Source organism: Priestia sp. TRM10 (assembly GCF_057808375.1).
Genome location: NZ_JBJZOT010000002.1, coordinates 491,897 through 509,344 on the forward strand (window position 1 = coordinate 491,897; position 17,448 = coordinate 509,344).

Genomic DNA, 17,448 nt, shown 5'->3' on the forward strand with positions numbered 1-17,448 from the left:
TTTATTCTTAATTTAACCAATTCGAAGTGGTTTTACTTAAAGGAGCTCCTACTGTCATCTTCCCAACGCACACAATCAACTTCCCATATGTAATTAGATATAATTTATTACAAATTGGAATGAAAGGAACAAAAAATCTCCTATTCAGTTTAAGCTTCAATTTTATAAAAAAGGTTGTTCATTTTCTACCTATTTTGTTCTAGAATTGCACCCTTTAGCTTAATAACAAAAGTGTTTCACAAAATTACTTTTTACTTAATTTAGCGTAAATATTTCGAACGATATCCGTGATTTTCTCATCGTACTTAGGATATTTATAATCTAATGTTATTCCATATTTTCTTGTCTATTTTCTAAAATTATTTTTAAAACAATTAAACAAATAATTAACCATGTCCCGCCTACTGCGAAACCAGCCAGAACATCACTTGGATAATGAACACCGAGATATATTCTACTAACGCCAATGAGTAACACAAGAAGAGAGAAGAAAAGGATAGTTATGATTTTGACGAACCTCTTTACATAAAAGAGAACTAGGAAATAAGTTATCATTCCGTAAAGTACAAATGAAACCATAGAATGGCCACTTGGGAAACTATAACCGGTTTCTGTTATAAGTGGATGGATGGATGGATGGTCTTGTTCTTTGAAAAATAAACTTAAGCAATAAGTTAAAAAGAGAAGAACCTAATACTGCCACTACGAAAAATAAGGTTTCCCACCATTTTTTATTAAATAACATTAAGATAATGATAAGAATCGAGATGGCTATTACTGCTTTTGCAGAACCTAAGAAAGTTAATGTCTCAAGGGTTTTAGTTAATTTATCGGATATAAAGGACTGTACCCAATCAATGATCGTTATATCAAAAGTGTGTAATTCCGCCTCTACAAGCGTATCTGCAAATTTCCAAAAGATAAAAATTGAAAAAAACAACATACAAAAGGCATACATAATAAATCTTTGTGTGGATGAAGTAAATTGTTTTAGCATCATCTTTACACCTCTTTAGATACTTTTTTTCAAAAAGATTCTATACAGTAATTCTCGAAATCGTTTGTCACCACAAAAGTACGAACCATATGTATCTATCGCCTTTACTATTTAAACAAACGCTATTCTCTGCAATATTTTGCATCCAATACAAAATACTATTCCATATGAGTGTTGGAACAGAGTAAATCCTCCAACCCTAAAGAAAAGAAATAATTAATCGAAACTCCTTAGTTAGCTCAATAAGCCTTACTTAATTAAATGGCCCGATTGTTGAGCAAGAAGTAAAAGGGTGATGCATAGTCATGACTAATATGCATCACCCTTTATTTTTTATGACTTTTTACGATTTAGGTCTTGATAAGATTTTATCAGGTAGATTCGCATACTTATAAATTTTATTTAAAGCAAGGTTTGCATACTTATCTTCTACATTATCTATAATACGTTCAAGACCTCCACAATTAAATACATGCTGACTAATAATCATAGCATAAAGATCATAAAGGTCTGATAAAAGAACCCCTTCTCATATGAAAAGGGGTTTCCTTTCTATTAAATAAAAAAGCATCAATTCAAAATAAGAAGGTTATAACGAGGTATACTTTGATCTATTCTCCACCTTATAATGGACTACCTAGGTCCCATATCTTTCCTGACTAGGTCCTCTTTTCCCGCTGTATAGTCAACCTCTATTAGTTGTTAATATAATAGAAAGAATATATACTGGGCTATGTCCCTAGAAAGAATTTCACTGAACAAGATATTAAAGATAAGGAGGATGTTACAATGCACAGAAATAATAAACTATATCATTTTTTATTGGAACGAACTCACTTATTAACAGAACAATGGTATGAGTCTTTAGATAAAAAGAATTCATCCGGTATATATGCTTCAAATGACCCTGAAGTAATTGAAATGCTCAAGAAACAAAATTATGAGTTTCATCTATGTTTTTGTAAAGTATTTGATGAGTCCTGCTCTGAAGCTGAGTTTTTATCTGCCTTTGATCAATGGATTTATGCCGCTTCTGAGAAGGAAGAATACCAACGTACACCGATTCACCTTATAATACGAGAATTTTTCAACAATCAAGAACAATATCTAGATTATGTACAAGAATTTGTGGAAACAAGTGACGAAACCTACTCTCTAGAAACCATTAATAAATGGAACCGTAAGATTATTGAGAACTTTAATTATGTAATTGCAGCTTTCACAAAGCAAAGTTATGAATACGCTGAAGAACGTTTAACTGCTCAAAAAGATATGATTTATGAGTTAAGTTCCCCTATCATTTCCCTTAGTGAGGATTTAGCTGTTCTTCCTCTTGTTGGTGACATTGATACAGAACGAGCTAAGAGAATGATTGACAGTACCTTATATCAATGCGCCGAACTAAGAGTGAAACGCCTCTTCATTGACTTATCTGGGGTGCTTATTATTGATACCATGGTGGCTCATCAAATTTTCCAATTAATTCAAGCTTTAAAATTGGTAGGTGTAAAGTGTACCCTGTCAGGGATGCGACCTGAAATTGCTCAAACTGCCGTCCAAATTGGTATAGATTTTGAGGACCTTTCTGTGGTTTCAGATCTCAGAACAGCCTTAGCCTCTTCTAAAACCGTTTAAAACTCTAAATAAGAGTTACCTTTTAAATTAAAGATTTTGTAATTTTAAACAAGTTACTTTTTATATTATATAAAATAAAAAAGCAGGCGTAAAAAGTTTATTTCACCTCCAGGATTTATAACTTTTTTACTGCCTTTCTCTTTATAGTAAAAAAGGCTCTTATCCGCTATGGATAAGGGCTTCCTTTTTATAATATCCAACCGTGGATGAACAAACGGAATAGGTTCATCCATGCACGTTTTATTTCTTGCAAATTCCTAGTTAATCTACAATTTGCACATTTAGATAAATATTGATCATTCCCTACTTTCATGCTGAAACGTGCATTTCTACAGTTATCACACCGATCAGAAATTTTATCTGGTAAACCTGCATACTCATAGGTTTTATTTAAATCCAGATTTGCATATTTATCTTCTTAATTATCTATACTATTGACGACCACCAATATCAAACTGTTGACAATCACACAACGAAAGTCGAACTCAAAAAGCCCCTTACTCGTGACAGCAGGGGCTTTTTTATCTAATAGATAAGGAATAAAAAAGAAATATTTAATTGAATAAAAGAAGATAAAACAGAAAAGATATAAAAAGCGCACTAAATTTTAACAAGGAAGGAGTAATACAAAAATGAAAGAATGGTTATTAAAATCATTAGGAGGGCTATTTGCTATCACGCTAATTACAGGTTGTACAGCAAATGATAATCAAGATTCGCCTCAAGAAGATGAGCAACAAAATGAAGAACAAGCTCCAAATGACGAAGGTGGAAATGACACAAACAATGATAATAATCAGGATGCAGACGATATGAACTTTGAAAATAATGGGGATAGAAATGGGAATGCTCCTGGTGTCGATGAAAATGATACCCTAAATAAAGATGATGAAAAAGACCAAAATCCAGATCGGGAAGATCCAATAGAAGATCCAGAAGATATGCGTGATAAAGATAATAGAGATAATTAATCCAAAAGGTTGGTTCTATTCAAAGGAACCAGCCTCTTTTACTTTTTCTTAAGAAAGTAGCTCTTCTATAAATGATCTACTATTCCCCTTTTATCGTTTGTTTCTCTTAGAAAAAATGTGATCCCATTTCATCCCTCTTAAAGAAGATAGCCTTCAATCTTTATATGAGGGATTCCTCAACATCTCATCATAATAACGTTGAAGCTGATAAAAAACAAACAAAAAGTTGGAGGCATGTTGTAGATGAAACTTGGTCAGATTTTAAATAAGTTTACAGACAACTATTGGATTATCATTTCTGCTGTTATTTTATTTTTTTTGGCTAAAGCCTTGATAGGTTACTTAACGTTTAAACATTATAATCGAAAGCTTAAAAATATTGAGGATAAAATTGAAGAAATTTTACGAAAGGAACAAAAATTCAATTCGTCTAAGCCATATGATAAATAAGGATAAGTTGATTTTAATTCTCCATCCTTGGAAGAATCTAAATAAAATAAAAAAGAGAAAAGAACAGAAGATAGGAGAGAGATTTTAAAACATCATAAAGAAGGAGATGATAAATCATGAAAAAGAACATCCAAGTGTTACCTATTGTTGCTTCTATTGGTATCGGAGCTACTGCTTACACTATGATGACAGGACGTGGAGGACAGCTTCAAAATATGCTCCCACAAATGTCTAATATGAACAATCAAGGAAGCAGTCAAACGATGGATCAACAAACTAATCAACAACAAAACCAATAGTCGCTTCGTTTTTAATCCTCCTCCAAATATTGAAATCTTATTTCGCTCTTCACTTCTGAACAAAAGAAAAAATCCCCCATTCACCATGAGAGGGGCGCAATAAGGGTTAGGAAAAACTAAGTTATAACAAGGTAGATCTCTTGCTTTATTGTGTAAGAGGACAAAAATAGTTGTGTAAATGTGTAGATAAAATAGACATATGAATCATAATACAAGCATGGGTCTCCTTCAGAACCAACTGATTCGTCTTCTTTAAATAACCCTAAAAAAGCCCCTACTCCACTGAGTAAGGGGTTTTTCCATTCTCTTGGATATACAAAACGAAAATAAAAAACCTCTTGCGATGAAAAGAGGATAGGAATAGAGTCGGGAAAAACATAGTGCGTTAAGAAGGTATATCCCCTTGCCATAGTATATAAGTGGACAAAAATTAGTGTGTTATCGTGTGTATAAAATAGGTGTATGACTTACAATATAAATAAGGATCTGCCAAGTAGCTGACTGCTTTTCCTTTTTTCCGACAATCACAAAAATCCCCCTGCCAACTGAGCAAGGGGATTCTTTTATTTATTGCCGAAAAGAAATGACGAGCTTAGCCAGCTGTTATGCGTAAAACAAGGCGTGTTAGAGTCTGTTCTCTGTATTATATAAAACTCTACAACAAGTGTGCCGATTTTGTATGAATATTGGATATATGCCTTATATTATTAATGAACGGGCTAACTTTTTTCATAATTACCTCCAATGAGTAAAATTTCAATTCACTACTGCTACTCCTCATAGTAAAAATGAAAAATCCCCCCCACTCGCAAGAGTCGGGGTTTCTTGTTCTCTTCCCTGCAACAAGTTAGATTCCTACCTATCTCAACACATTCTATATTTAAAAAGTTACAAAAAACGAATAGAAACTTTTCTTTCGAATATACTATAAATACTTTCTCAAACGCGCCGATACGTTTGCCTATTACGTTTATATTTAAATGCCTATTTATTAAGAGTAGGGGTCTTCTTTGCTAGTGGTAACGCCCCTTACATGCCAATAATCATTAGATCAAGAAGGGGCAGCAAGATAGAACTCCTTATTATTTAAATTATAGATCGCTATTTAGGAAATTGTACAGAGGGTGAATAAAAAATCGATTTTCATTTTATATTATAAACAAGGACCTTCAGTAACAATTGTTTTTCCTCTCCAAGGTATTCAATCAAAAAAGCCCCCTACTCACAATGGAGCAGGAGGCTTTTTGTTGATCCTTTTATATAATATTTATAATCAATGTTTATTCTACTTTTTCAATATATAATCACGCTTTAAACGATGACTAAAATAGCATCCAAGAAAGCAACTTCCCCAACTGTAATGGACTTATCTGCTACTTTCTTCTCCCAACGCTCATCTTTGAGCAATTTATCTTGTCTTGCTTCTCGATAAATCGTTTCTAACTGATTCATTTGATAATCTCCAACACATTCACACATTTTCATAGCATATGCTTCCTTTAAACTTTCTTCTTTTTTAGATACAGCTGGTTTTTCTTGTGACTGTTGTGCTGCTTTATAGACTTGATCCAACTTATCTAATGTGAGTGGGCTAGCGATGCCATCCACACTTAATCCATATTGTCCATCAATTCCATACTTGCCGATGTTAAAACCTAATGATTGAAGCTTTCCTTGAAGCCCTTTTACATAAGTTTCTGCATCTCCACGTTTTAATAAAGTAGGAGCTGTTGGTGAAGGTGCTGGTCCTGATTGAGTCACAGGTGTTTCGCCTTGCAAAGCATTCAATTCACTTTGAATACGTTGTACAATCTCATTCCATCGTCCTTCTTGTAACACACGATGAGGACAATACTTACCGCTCCATTCTTGATGACGTTTAACACGATTAACGCCCCACTCATATTCATGTAGGAACTGAGCAATAAACTTAATTCCTAATGCTTCTGCTTTCTTATAACGCTCTCCACCGCTTTTGCTGTAGCAGATTTCTACACCAATAGATGTACGATTACCTGAATTCGCTCCTGATCCATCCACTTATGTTCGATGTAGTTCGCAAGGCTACATCCGTTCTTTTCTAAGAACTGCTTATAGTTTCCTATAAGGCCAGACTATATCTTCATCCTTTTGAAAAAAGGAGCTCCCCATTTCCGCTATCATTAGCTTATAGCGTACGCCTTTCGGCTAGTCGTTGAACCTTACCTATCAACAAACTCCCATTTGTAACCGTGTGCGGTAAAACCTTGACCATTACAAACTTTAGATATAGTCGAATAATCTTTACCAATACTTCTCTCTACTATCCCAAGGGACTGCAATTCCTCATACGCAGCAACAACTGTACTTCAGTTTACTTCAAGCTCAGCAGCTAGAGTGCGTTCTGAGGGTAATAGACTATCTGCTGGGAATGTGCCTGAAGAAATGCCTTCTTCAATATAATATGCAATTTGTTTATAAATCAGTTTTTTATCTGTTCGATTTGGTTTCCAGTTCATATAAAATGCTCTCCTTGCTCATTAGCTTGTATCGTTCTCAAAAAGAGAAGACGATTAACCCAATTTATCTATTTACCTCAATTAAAAAATCTTCTTCACAACAATCTCCTGCAGAAGTAAGAAAACGCTCCATCCTCCAATGCCCAACATTACAGATACTATTAAAGGGAAAGAAGATTTGAGTGAGATAGCTACGATGATGAGAAGAACGGCTGTTGCTGGAAAACCCCAGATGACTCCTAAAGCAAATTTACTGAGTGCTGTTGTAGTTTCTCCCTGAATAGAAAGCCAAACTAAGCTTAATAAACTTACTAATGGTAAAGCCGCTATCATTCCGCCATACTTAGGCGAAATTTGAGCAATTCCTGAGATAATTCCAATAATGAGTGCTGAAACCAATACTTTAAGAATTAAAAACATTTTTTCGCTTCCTCACTAAGAAGCGAAAAGGCTTTTTCAATAGCTTTAACTTCAGACGCTTCCATACTTTCTAATAGTTTCTTTAATTTATCTGTATCTAATCGAGTATGTCTATGTAGAACATTCGTTCCTTTCTCTGTTAACACGACAAGTACTTTTCTTTCATCTTTTGGACTTCTTTGTTTAGAAACAAGTTCTTTTGCAATAAGTCTTTTAATATGTTCAGAAGCGGTATTGTGAGAGACCTGCAAATATGCGGCTAAATCCCCTATCATTGTTTCAGATTTCTTTTCGATGCGTTGAAGAATACGTATTGCTTGATGGGAGATATTCTCTTGATGAACATAGTGTAAATGATGATAAATATCTGTCCAATTCTCATTTATATGAGTGATAGATTTTTCAATAGTCATAAGTTCAGTTTTTCTCCTTTTTATTTATATCTTAACATACGATATAATCGTTTCAAAAGATAATTTTTAATAATATAAAATAATGTTCTTGTATACTAGATGTTCCTTAATTATAGAAAAAACAGCCTCTTTGAAAAGGCTGTTTTTTTTATAGCAATCTATAAAGTTTTATTTCTCTTTTAATTGCTGATATGAAGTAAATAAGCTTGGATAAATAAGAAAACTAAGCATAACACATGTCAGCGTAGCAGAAGCCATCATCGTAAATATGATTAACAACTGAAAACGGACAGCTTGGACAGGATCAGCTCCAGCGAGAATTTGTCCTGTCATCATGCCTGGTAGTTGAACAAGGCCAATGGTTTTTTGGCTTTCCAAAGTCGGAATCATACTTGCTTTCATACTTGCTTTTAAAATGTGAGAAATTGCTTGTCTTGTTGATCCGCCAAGCGATAAAATAAGCAAAACTTCCTCTTTCCGAATTTCTACTTCTGAAGATAGACGGTTTAGAAATAAGCTAGCGAGAACCATAGAGTTTCCGATAATCATTCCACTGATTGGAATCATGTACTTTGGTGTTGGAGGAATAATGCCTAATAAAAGAAGCAAACCTTGTGTTATGCCTTCTACAACAATAAGTGTAAGCAGAACTTTCCAAAACACGCCTTGCTTCTTCTCCTTTTTTTTCACTACATTTTGAGCCGCTACTAATATCATGCACAAAATCATAATGATCGTAAAAAAAGGATTATTTAGGTTGAAAATGAATGTTAGGAGATACCCAATAAAAAGTAGCTGAATGCTTGCTCGAATTGTCGCGATAATAATGTCTTTTTCAATGCCGATTTTAAATGATTTTGATAGAAATAGAGCAATAAATACAAAAACAATCGTAAATAAAAGTACTATAAAGTCCATGCTGCTTCTCCCATTAAAAATTGCTTTGTTCGTTCATGTGTAGGAGCGGCGAAAAAATCTTGAACAGAAGCTCTTTCAACTAAACGTCCATCTTCAATCAACCAAACTAAATCTCCTACTCTTTTTGCTTGCTCAAGGTCATGAGTAACCCAAACAACCGTTTTGTTTTCTTCTTTATTCAGACGCAACACAAGATCCTCTACTTCATGTGTTGAAAGAGGATCAAGAGCAGCTGTGATTTCATCTAAAAGAAGGACTGAACTATTATTAGCAAGCGTTCGTGCTAACGACAATTTTTGCTTCTGCCCTCCTGATAGACTTCTAGCCTCTTGTTGTAAAAGAGTTTTAGGAAGACCTGTAAAAGCTATCAATTGTTCAACACTGTATGTCTGTTTCTTATGAAGTTTATATGTAAGCAAAAGATTATCCTCGACAGTACCATCTAAAACAGGCGCATTTTGAAATGCAATGCCTACATGCTGTCGCAACTTACTTATGTTCCACTCCCGCACCTCCTTCCCTTCTATGACAATTTCTCCTTCATTAGGAGAAATGAGAAGATTACAAAGAGAAAGAAGCGTACTTTTTCCTGATCCAGATGGACCAACAAAAACAACAACGGAATTTCGCTGAATGGCACCAGAAATGCCGTGAAGCACAGGCTTCGTTTCCCCATTTTGGATAAAATGTTTACTAACAGATTTAAATTCAATAACAGGTGACTGAATCATGAGTTTTACACCTTTCTTCTCTTTTTATATGTATGTTTTTCATACTTTACTTTTCGTATGAATCCTAGTAAATTTTATCATTTATTAAACCTTATGGATAACCCAAAATATAAGAAAGTTCATTAAAAAAAGATGCTAGTACAATTTTCCCGTCACTAAGGGTTAACTAAATGTAAAAGAGGCCTTTATCATTAAGGCCTCTTTTACATTTAGCTTCTGTTTTTATTACATATTTATTTTGATAAACATCATATGTCTAACGATTATTTCTTGCGTACAAAAGAGGCAATACTAGGGTGAATTTTCAACTACACGCCCATCTTTATAAATATGATACCATCCAATTGTACCTGTTCCACCTTCATCTATCCAGTCCTTGTTGGCTGCTTTAAATCTATAATAAGACTGTTTTTTAGAGTCTTTTAGTAGTCTACCAGTGCCTCCAAATATAATATTGCTCCCTAATTCCTTCTGCCCTAATGCGATGGCATCATCGACGGTAAACTGCTGTCTTTCCACCTTATTCTGATCTAAAGCAGCCCATGTTGCAGGTCCTACAATTCCATCTGAAGATAGATTATGATCCGCTTGAAACTGTTTTACTATACTTTGAGTTTTCGGACCAAAAATCCCATCAATTCCTGTATTATACTTCACATCTGTAAGACTTTGTTGCAGGATTCGTACATAACTAGAGTGAGAACCAAGACGCAAAGTCGGTCGTGTTTCAGCTTTTGTTGCAATTTTTTGAGAATCAGCTTTAACTACTGCATGATTAGGCAATACTCCCATTGTTAAAGGTGTTGTGACAAGCATGAAAGTTGGAATAACAGCTAGCAATTTCTTCTTCATAATAACTAACCTCCATGTCTAATAATATGGTCCATTCATTTTTCTGGTGTTCTAAACAAATCAACTTCATCAGTTATTTAGAACGTGATAAAAAACAGCTAAACAAACTACCCTTCCCCTGCCAGTAGTAAATCATTTGTCAATTAACTTACCTATATATAAATCTAACTATAAATTTCCTTCATTTAAAAGCCAGTAAAGGAAATTTATATAATAATTACAACGTTTATACTACAACTATTACATAAATAAAACAACAGTTTTTTCGAAAAATTAAAATTTTACATTTTTTTAAAATTACTCTTCAATATATTCTCTCTATCCTATATGGGTTATTTCCCATAAGAGTGCTCTTTCCTGACGTTGTTTAAATAACTTCTTTGTGACTTCGATCTACCTCATTGATCTAAAATTTATCTTTTTTAGGAAAAGTTACGCAATGCATACACCTAATCAAAAGGAGAATAATAAGCTAGAGGTTAACTTTATGACAAAAGATTTTATCCCAGAACCTACTAAATGCTGGTCCTGCTAATCACTGTTGGTTACGTTGATTAGTACGTTGCTGCGTTGAATGTCTAATCTACGCTCTAAAACAGATTACGATTCTTTAGAATAGCGTCTCAGTGTCATTGTTTTTGGTCTTAAATTTAAACCCATAAGAAAATCTTCATTTATTTAACTTGAAGATAACAAGTATTGTTAGGTGTGAAACAGATGTATAAAAAATTATTAGGGTTCTTTGGATTGATGTTATCTATTACAGTAATGTTGTTAGAAAAAGATATTTTGTTAGACATGATAAAAGAAGGCACAATGATGTCTATAATCCTCAGTATTTTATTTATAGCTATTGTTTCTCACTTCCCCATTATTCCTTTCTTTCTAACTGTTGGTATTATGGGTGCCATCTTCGGCCTTCTGAAAGGAACTTTAATTTCGTTAATAGGCGTTATGATAGGTGTCTTGGCTGTTTTCTTTCTTACAAGATACAGCTTTCGAGATTTGATAAGCAAAAAAGTAAAGAATTCTCCTACAACACGCAAATATGAAGACTATTTTGCTAAAAATGCTTTTACATCCATCCTGTTTTTCGGAGGGATACTCCCTCTTCTTCCTTCATTACTCACAAGTAGTTTATGTGGTTTGAGTAGTGTACGATGGACTGTTTTTTTTCTTGCCTCACTAGTCGGTCAAATTCCAAGAGTTTTCGTTATCACAACAGCAGGTGTTTATTTTCCTACTAACAAGCTAATGTCATTAAGTATATATATAGGCTATATTGCCGTTACTTTATTGATGAGCTTTCGAAAGTTTCCAAATTTATTTAGAATAACAAAGGGAACAGATAGAGGAATAATGAAGATGATAAATAAACGTATCAAATAAACCAAGAATGTATACGAACTCATCCTTGGTTTATTTTCACCAACTATTTGTCCTCTTATTTAAACACGCTGTCTTAACTTCAATATGAATTTCGTGAACCAATAAGCAAGAAATACGATAACGAGATCTATAACATAAAAGTGAAAAGGTGTAATTCCTTTTTTTAATTCAATTATATTCAGTGCTCCTTCAATAGGAGCAAGAATAAATGCGAATAGAGCGCTTAAAACCAATGTATAGAGAATAAAGCTTTTCTTGTGATTTGTACAATACTGATAGAGAAGTAAAAATCCTATTGGGAGAACAGACGCCGTAATATTTATAGAGCGAGGTAACAAAGGAGTTAAATAATAACCTCTAATAACATAGCCGCTATTTGTTAACGCAAGCTCCGTATATGTCCATATTATATGTACTGTATAACCGAAGAAAAACACTTCAAAAATCCGTTTTCGATCAACCGTAAAGTACAATAAAATAAGAGGAATAATTAAAGAAGCAAGAACTAACCAAAAATGCCAGTCTCCAAAATCTGTATACTTTCCCCAATAAGAAGAGAATAAAGAAGACATCTCTTGTCCTTTACTATAGATTTTCTCCAAGTGCTGCTCACGATCCATAAAAGAACCTCCTAGTGAAACGTTCTTTTTAGTCTTGTTACAACACTTCTTTTTTATACATAGTCTATCTTCTACTCCTTATGTAATAAACCTATGAAGCAAAATAAATTTTTTCATACGTATTCTATAACTTCTGTAAGAACCGAATAAACTTTTTCACACTTTGAGATCTTTGCTTTCCTTTCTTCACCACAAATTGAATTTGAACATCTTCTGAAAGCTCCTCAAACTGTACAATCTCCCTACTCAGACGAGAATGTGCTATATCTGCTGGAATAATGCTCATTCCGAGTCCATTAGAAATCCCTTGCAAGATCGATTCTAATGAATCAAATTCCATTAAAACTGGTTTATCGAAATTATGGTTTTGAGAGAACTCTACTATTTTCTTTCTATATATACAATTTGGGTCACTATTTACGAGTAATGTTGGGGATGATTCCCTTTTATCATGTCCTTCACAAGACAGAAGAACAACTTTTTCACGATCACAATAAACTTCTTCAAATCGATCTTCATCGTTATCTCCACTGAAAAAAAGTCCATCAATTTCTCCATATAAAAGTTGCTCTTGCAGTATTTGCTTTGTATCTGTTTTAACTTTTACAGATTTTTAAATCTTGGCTTTCCAAAGGTAAACTCACTCCTTTGATATCATTTAAAATGATACTAGTCTTATTATTAACTATTATATCTTCTTTACATAATAAAGTTATAATAAATTACGATAAAGAGAAAGGAAGGATAAAACATGAGCGATTTTGAAAACAAAGTATATATTATCACTGGCGGGGGCACTGGTGTGGGGAGAGCAATTTCATTAAAATTAGCAGAAAGAGGCGCAAAAGTTGTTATCAATTATCGTAAATCAAAAAAAGAAGCAATAGAAGTAACTGAGAAAATTACAGCGTACGGAAGGATCGCTCTATCCTTTAAAGCAGACGTTGCGATAGAAAAGGAAGTCCGTGAAATGATTTCACACACTATAAAGGAGTTTGGGCGAATAGACGGATTAGTAAATAATGCTAGTATTACTGCTCAAATTGCTATGAATGATTTAGAAACTGCCACAGACGAAATATGGGATTCCTTGTACGATGTAAATGTAAAAGGTATGTTTCATTGTATAAAAGCTGTTGTGCCTTTTATGAAGAAACAAGGCTCAGGCGCTATAGTAAATTTAGGAAGCGTAGCTGGAATAACCGGAATTGGCTCTTCTATCCCCTATGCAGCAACAAAAGCAGCTATTCATAACATGACAAGATCTCTTGCAATTGCTCTTTCTCCTCATATTCGAGTAAACTGCATATCTCCAGGTGCTGTAGACACAAGATGGTGGTCTGGCAATAAAGATAAGATGTATGAGCTTGTTGGGAATCTACCGCTTCAACGTATTTCATCACCAGACGATATTGCAGATGCTGTCCTTTTTCAACTTACGCAGGCGTCTGTTACAGGGCAAGTATTTACTATTAATAATGGTCAAACTCTTTAGTTTTAAATAGGAGTTATTTCTATATTTTTTATCTTTTATTTCTTTTAGAACAACGTTTATTTAGATAATGTTTTTGCTTTATAACCTATTTTCCTATATAAAAACAAGGAGAGATTTTAATAACTCTCCTTGTTTTCGTCCGTTTGTTATCCATTAATTCCCTCTTATTCATGACCACATAATTTTTTTATTCCTTCTGCCCTCGCCCCTCCACATTGCTAAAATGAATATAGACCAAAAAGAAAAGACAATGCTAATGCTTATAATGCCTGTCCAATATATCTCCATTCCCCTTTTGCTAATTTTTCTCTTTCTCATAAAACTGTAGACTTATCCATACTACAAGTGTAAAAAGTTATTCGGAGTAACACGATTTTTTCTACTGTCCACTAAAGTAATACAGTGAGCCAATCGCTCTACCCCTAGTTTAATTTTACTCTCGTTTACTTGAGAGATACTTAATCGAATAAGATTTTCCTTTTTATATTGTGGTAAAAAAAATCTAAAGGCATCATCAACATATACATGCTGTTCGTTTAGCATATGAACTATCTGTTTTGCTGTCACCTTTTCAGGCAAACTGATGGATAGATAGAATCCTGAAGAGGGTTTAGAAAAATGAGTATTAGCCGGTAGCAATAATTCACATGCTTCTTGCAAGATCTTCATCTTCGTACAATATATCTCTTTTACTTTTTTTAGATGACTATTAAACATCCCACTTTTTAAATAAATTTCAAGAGCCCCTTGAGAAAGTGCTGGACTATTAAAATCTGAACTAAATTTATATCGTAAAAAATGGTTATTCATTAATGGAGGAAGAACGACAGTAGCAATCCTTAATCCCGGGAGAAAAATTTTCGAAAAACTTTTAATATAAATCACTCTTCCATAAGGATTAAATGAAAATAAAGGATCTGATTTCGCATTTGGATCAAGGTCTCCTAAAAAATCATCTTCCACTATATATACATCGTATTTTTCAGCTAACTCAACGATTTTTTTCTTTTCACTATTCGTGTAACAATGTCCAAGAGGATTGTGGAATCTCGGGATAATATAGAAAAATTTTATATCATTATTTCGGAAAATGTATTCCAGACGATCAAGATCGATCCCTTCCCTCGATAACTCAATTCCAAAGGTAGTCGCTTGGTGAAGAGTGACAGACTCAATAAACCCAAAATAAGTAGGTTGTTCAATAAGAATATTGTTTTTTCCATTTGGAAAGGGCATAGAAACTAGTAAATTAAGGGCTTGTTGCGAACCGGATACAACTACTAATCTTTCAGGTTGAGTGAACACCTGTAAATTCTGCAAATATTTCACTATCTGTACTCGTAATGAGTAAAACCCTTGCTGGTCAGAGTAGGTAAAAAGCTCTTCTTTATATTGTTCAATTGCTTGATTCATACAGTGCTGAAATTCAAGATAAGGCATCACGTTTTTATCTGGACCCGCAGACAAGAAATCAATGGTCTCATGTTCGTTCGTTGCATCTTGAAATTCATTCACAACATAGTAGCCGCTTTTAGGAACGGAATAAATTAAATGCTCTTTTTCTAGCTCGGCATATGCTTTAATAACCGTATTTTTGCTACATGAAAAATCTTCGGATAATTGCCGAACAGAAGGGAGTTTACTACCTGCAATGAGTGATCTTTCCCTTAGTCGAAGCTTTATTTCATCCATTATCTCTACATACTTCGAGCTCATATCTTCATTCCCCCTTTTAACTGTACCAGTACAGATAGATGAAAAAAGGATTTATTTTACTGTATGTACCCTATTATTATGTTAATTATATCAGAACTGTTTTTTAGAAAAGTAGAAAATAGGACAGATATAGCACAAAATGAAAGGATAGGGGTAAAATATGATACAGAGAAAAACAAAGGAAAAACTTGGACTGTTGTTAGGATTAGTAGGTGTTGTTTGTTTTAGTTTAACGCTCCCTTCCACACGTGTTGCAGTAGAGTATTTTGGGACTACAATTGTCGGTTTAGGAAGAACAGTTTTTGCCGCTATTTTAGTAGCTGTCGTATTAATCGTTCGAAAAGAAAAATTACCTTCTCTTCTGCAATTCAAAAGTCTATTTATTGTTGCTTTTGGTGCAGTTCTAGGATTTCCTCTCCTCACTTCTTGGGCAATGGAATCTTTGCCTGTTTCTCATGGTGCTGTGGAAGTAGCTCTGTTACCATTAGCAACAGCTGGATTTGCTATGTTTAGAGGAGGTGAAATCCCTTCACTCAAATTTTGGATTTCAAGTATAATTGGCTCTTTAGCTGTTATTATATATGCTCTTCATCTTGGATTCGGCGGATTACAATTTGCCGATTTAGCTATACTAGCATCTGTGCTTATACTTGGACTTAGTTACGCAGAAGGTGGGAGATTAGCGAAAGAATTAGGTAGCTGGCAAGTTATTGCTTGGGCAATTATGATCGGTGCTCCATTTTTCATTGTTCCAGTTGGGCTAAACCTGACAACTGAAATGATTCATGCCCCCATACATGCGTGGGTTAGTTTTATTTACCTTGCAGTGGTCAGTCAATTTCTAGCATATGTTGCTTGGTATAGCGGAATGTCTATGGGCGGAATAGCAAGAGTTAGTCAGATTCAATATTTACAACCATTTTTAATGATCCTATTTGCAACCGTATTTCTAGATGAATCCATCACATTTTTCACTCTTGTAATAGCAGTAATTGTTGTCTTTTCCGTAATATTAGGTAAAAATGCTCCTGTATCCAAAAAAAGATCCCTATTAGAGAAAAACTAACTGTATGTTCAAAAATTGTGAAGAAATCCACTTAAACTAAGAGATACATTTATTTCTAAAAACATAACAATATTAGTCACATATACTCTGGAATGTCCCTTAATTTATATATTTCTTTTGAAATTAGGTAATAGTAAAAATTCAAGTTTAGATAGACCATAAATACAAAAAAGGTTGGGATTCCTTTGGATCCCTAACCTCTTTTGTATATAACAAGATAACTTTTTGTTTTTCAGTACCATCTATTCGGGAAACTTTACTTATTTATATTCTTCTTAGAGAATTTATTTATATCTCTAGGCAAAAACAGGTTTTTGACGCATAGTACTCATCCAATCTTCACTTTAACAATTTCATATGATATTACATATAGAGTCGAGGAGGTGAAGATATCTATGTATGAATACGAATACGAGTATGATAGAAAAGACTATTATGAAGATAAACATGACAAACATGATAAAGATAAAAAAATGAAATGTTACTATGAAGAGTTAGAGGAACACCCTGAGTATGATGAGTATTATGGTAAATATGATCGTAAGCTTGACAAGCATTACAAACATGATAGATATACAAGGCTAAAATGTTACTGGGAAAAACCAGATAATGAGTATGATGATAAATATGATGACCAAAAGGATTACGAAGAATGTGACTGTAAAAAAAGATATTACTAAATTGATTCTACTTTAAAACATCTCCCAATGATAAAAAAGGCTAATCCAAGAGTTCAGTTTTAACTCTCTCTGGGACTAGCCTCTTTCTCTTCATTTTCTTTATAAAAACCCCTAAGTTGCATAATAATAAAAAATGAGGTTAGATTTGCTAATAATAAAACTCCTCCCCTTCATCAAGCTTCACTCCCTTCACTTTCCCTTAATGTGTAATTCAAAATGCTTTCTACAGCGTCATAATCAAATGAATGAATGGTAACAAGCCTCCTTTTAAAAAGGACAGATTGTTTTAGCTGTTTAA

Annotated in this window: 19 protein-coding genes and 2 pseudogenes; 8 read left to right on the plus strand and 13 right to left on the minus strand. The window is 33.7% G+C overall.

The features are described 5' to 3' along the window. Positions 1 to 327 precede the first annotated feature (327 nt). Together ACK3CR_RS02490 and ACK3CR_RS02495 are read right to left on the minus strand one after the other, a co-directional pair. On the minus strand, positions 328 to 630 hold the full coding sequence (locus ACK3CR_RS02490; protein ID WP_488974802.1) for a phosphatase PAP2 family protein: 303 nt from the start codon (positions 628 to 630) through the stop codon (positions 328 to 330). Continuing rightward, on the minus strand, positions 599 to 1,000 hold the full coding sequence (locus tag ACK3CR_RS02495) for a phosphatase PAP2 family protein (RefSeq protein ID WP_488974693.1): 402 nt from the start codon (positions 998 to 1,000) through the stop codon (positions 599 to 601). The genes ACK3CR_RS02490 and ACK3CR_RS02495 overlap by 32 nt, the downstream gene beginning before the upstream one ends. A 786-nt stretch (positions 1,001 to 1,786) precedes the next feature. On the opposite strand from ACK3CR_RS02495, the gene ACK3CR_RS02500 reads away from it, so the two are divergent. Further along, on the plus strand, positions 1,787 to 2,632 hold the full coding sequence (locus ACK3CR_RS02500; protein ID WP_488974694.1) for an STAS domain-containing protein: 846 nt from the start codon (positions 1,787 to 1,789) through the stop codon (positions 2,630 to 2,632). A 187-nt stretch (positions 2,633 to 2,819) separates the two neighbouring features. On the opposite strand, the gene ACK3CR_RS02505 is transcribed toward ACK3CR_RS02500, so the two are convergent. Continuing rightward, complete coding sequence (locus ACK3CR_RS02505) at positions 2,820 to 3,032, minus strand: DUF8096 family protein (protein WP_488974803.1); 213 nt, start codon at positions 3,030 to 3,032, stop codon at positions 2,820 to 2,822. Positions 3,033 to 3,264: 232 nt separating this feature from the next. Here ACK3CR_RS02505 and ACK3CR_RS02510 point away from each other — a divergent pair, with 232 nt between their 5' ends. From ACK3CR_RS02510 to ACK3CR_RS02520, 3 genes are all read left to right on the plus strand, one after another. Continuing rightward, positions 3,265 to 3,603 (plus strand): hypothetical protein, encoded by a 339-nt coding sequence (locus ACK3CR_RS02510; RefSeq protein ID WP_488974695.1) that lies wholly within the window; start codon positions 3,265 to 3,267, stop codon positions 3,601 to 3,603. Positions 3,604 to 3,846: 243 nt separating this feature from the next. Further along, positions 3,847 to 4,053 carry a hypothetical protein gene (locus ACK3CR_RS02515; RefSeq protein ID WP_243520378.1) on the plus strand — a complete coding sequence of 69 codons (207 nt, stop codon included), beginning with the start codon at positions 3,847 to 3,849 and terminating at the stop codon, positions 4,051 to 4,053. Positions 4,054 to 4,169: 116 nt separating this feature from the next. Then, complete coding sequence (locus tag ACK3CR_RS02520; RefSeq protein WP_111925280.1) at positions 4,170 to 4,352, plus strand: hypothetical protein; 183 nt, start codon at positions 4,170 to 4,172, stop codon at positions 4,350 to 4,352. A 1,311-nt stretch (positions 4,353 to 5,663) separates the two neighbouring features. On the opposite strand, the gene ACK3CR_RS02525 is transcribed toward ACK3CR_RS02520, so the two are convergent. The 7 genes and pseudogenes from ACK3CR_RS02525 to ACK3CR_RS02555 all read right to left on the minus strand — a co-directional run bounded on the left by ACK3CR_RS02525 (position 5,664) and on the right by ACK3CR_RS02555 (position 10,184). Then, the gene (locus tag ACK3CR_RS02525; RefSeq protein ID WP_276517250.1) at positions 5,664 to 6,392 is read right to left on the minus strand and encodes a peptidoglycan recognition protein family protein; all 729 of its coding nucleotides are present in this window, start codon (positions 6,390 to 6,392) and stop codon (positions 5,664 to 5,666) included. Positions 6,393 to 6,637: 245 nt separating this feature from the next. Then, positions 6,638 to 6,850: pseudogene (locus ACK3CR_RS02530) on the minus strand (GntR family transcriptional regulator); the annotation flags it as partial. A gap of 81 nt (positions 6,851 to 6,931) precedes the next feature. Beyond that, complete coding sequence (locus tag ACK3CR_RS02535) at positions 6,932 to 7,270, minus strand: DUF3147 family protein (RefSeq protein ID WP_243520377.1); 339 nt, start codon at positions 7,268 to 7,270, stop codon at positions 6,932 to 6,934. Next, positions 7,261 to 7,683, minus strand: coding sequence for a MarR family winged helix-turn-helix transcriptional regulator (locus ACK3CR_RS02540; RefSeq protein WP_243520375.1), 423 nt, complete (start codon positions 7,681 to 7,683; stop codon positions 7,261 to 7,263). The genes ACK3CR_RS02535 and ACK3CR_RS02540 overlap by 10 nt, the downstream gene beginning before the upstream one ends. 168 nt (positions 7,684 to 7,851) lie before the next feature. Next, positions 7,852 to 8,601 (minus strand): ABC transporter permease, encoded by a 750-nt coding sequence (locus ACK3CR_RS02545; protein WP_488974696.1) that lies wholly within the window; start codon positions 8,599 to 8,601, stop codon positions 7,852 to 7,854. Next, positions 8,589 to 9,332 (minus strand): ABC transporter ATP-binding protein, encoded by a 744-nt coding sequence (locus ACK3CR_RS02550; protein ID WP_243520373.1) that lies wholly within the window; start codon positions 9,330 to 9,332, stop codon positions 8,589 to 8,591. The genes ACK3CR_RS02545 and ACK3CR_RS02550 overlap by 13 nt, the downstream gene beginning before the upstream one ends. Before the next feature lie 291 nt (positions 9,333 to 9,623). Further along, positions 9,624 to 10,184, minus strand: coding sequence for a peptidoglycan-binding domain-containing protein (locus tag ACK3CR_RS02555; RefSeq protein WP_480380596.1), 561 nt, complete (start codon positions 10,182 to 10,184; stop codon positions 9,624 to 9,626). A 717-nt stretch (positions 10,185 to 10,901) separates the two neighbouring features. Here ACK3CR_RS02555 and ACK3CR_RS02560 point away from each other — a divergent pair. Next, a complete protein-coding gene (locus ACK3CR_RS02560; RefSeq protein WP_488974697.1) occupies positions 10,902 to 11,573 on the plus strand; it encodes a TVP38/TMEM64 family protein in 672 nt (223 codons plus the stop codon). A gap of 59 nt (positions 11,574 to 11,632) precedes the next feature. Here the strand turns inward: ACK3CR_RS02560 and ACK3CR_RS02565 are convergent, their stop codons facing one another. Together ACK3CR_RS02565 and ACK3CR_RS02570 are read right to left on the minus strand one after the other, a co-directional pair. Next, a complete protein-coding gene (locus ACK3CR_RS02565) occupies positions 11,633 to 12,193 on the minus strand; it encodes a hypothetical protein (RefSeq protein WP_328123721.1) in 561 nt (186 codons plus the stop codon). Positions 12,194 to 12,317: 124 nt separating this feature from the next. Continuing rightward, a pseudogene (locus tag ACK3CR_RS02570) lies at positions 12,318 to 12,788 on the minus strand (LysR family transcriptional regulator substrate-binding protein); the annotation flags it as partial. Positions 12,789 to 12,944: 156 nt separating this feature from the next. On the opposite strand from ACK3CR_RS02570, the gene ACK3CR_RS02575 reads away from it, so the two are divergent. Continuing rightward, a complete protein-coding gene (locus ACK3CR_RS02575; RefSeq protein ID WP_488974698.1) occupies positions 12,945 to 13,688 on the plus strand; it encodes an SDR family NAD(P)-dependent oxidoreductase in 744 nt (247 codons plus the stop codon). A gap of 339 nt (positions 13,689 to 14,027) precedes the next feature. On the opposite strand, the gene ACK3CR_RS02580 is transcribed toward ACK3CR_RS02575, so the two are convergent. Beyond that, positions 14,028 to 15,404 (minus strand): aminotransferase-like domain-containing protein, encoded by a 1,377-nt coding sequence (locus ACK3CR_RS02580; RefSeq protein ID WP_488974699.1) that lies wholly within the window; start codon positions 15,402 to 15,404, stop codon positions 14,028 to 14,030. A gap of 160 nt (positions 15,405 to 15,564) precedes the next feature. On the opposite strand from ACK3CR_RS02580, the gene ACK3CR_RS02585 reads away from it, so the two are divergent. Beyond that, positions 15,565 to 16,470 (plus strand): DMT family transporter, encoded by a 906-nt coding sequence (locus ACK3CR_RS02585; protein ID WP_419182626.1) that lies wholly within the window; start codon positions 15,565 to 15,567, stop codon positions 16,468 to 16,470. Between the two features lie 395 nt (positions 16,471 to 16,865). After that, complete coding sequence (locus tag ACK3CR_RS02590) at positions 16,866 to 17,150, plus strand: hypothetical protein (protein WP_328123723.1); 285 nt, start codon at positions 16,866 to 16,868, stop codon at positions 17,148 to 17,150. Positions 17,151 to 17,448 lie beyond the last annotated feature (298 nt).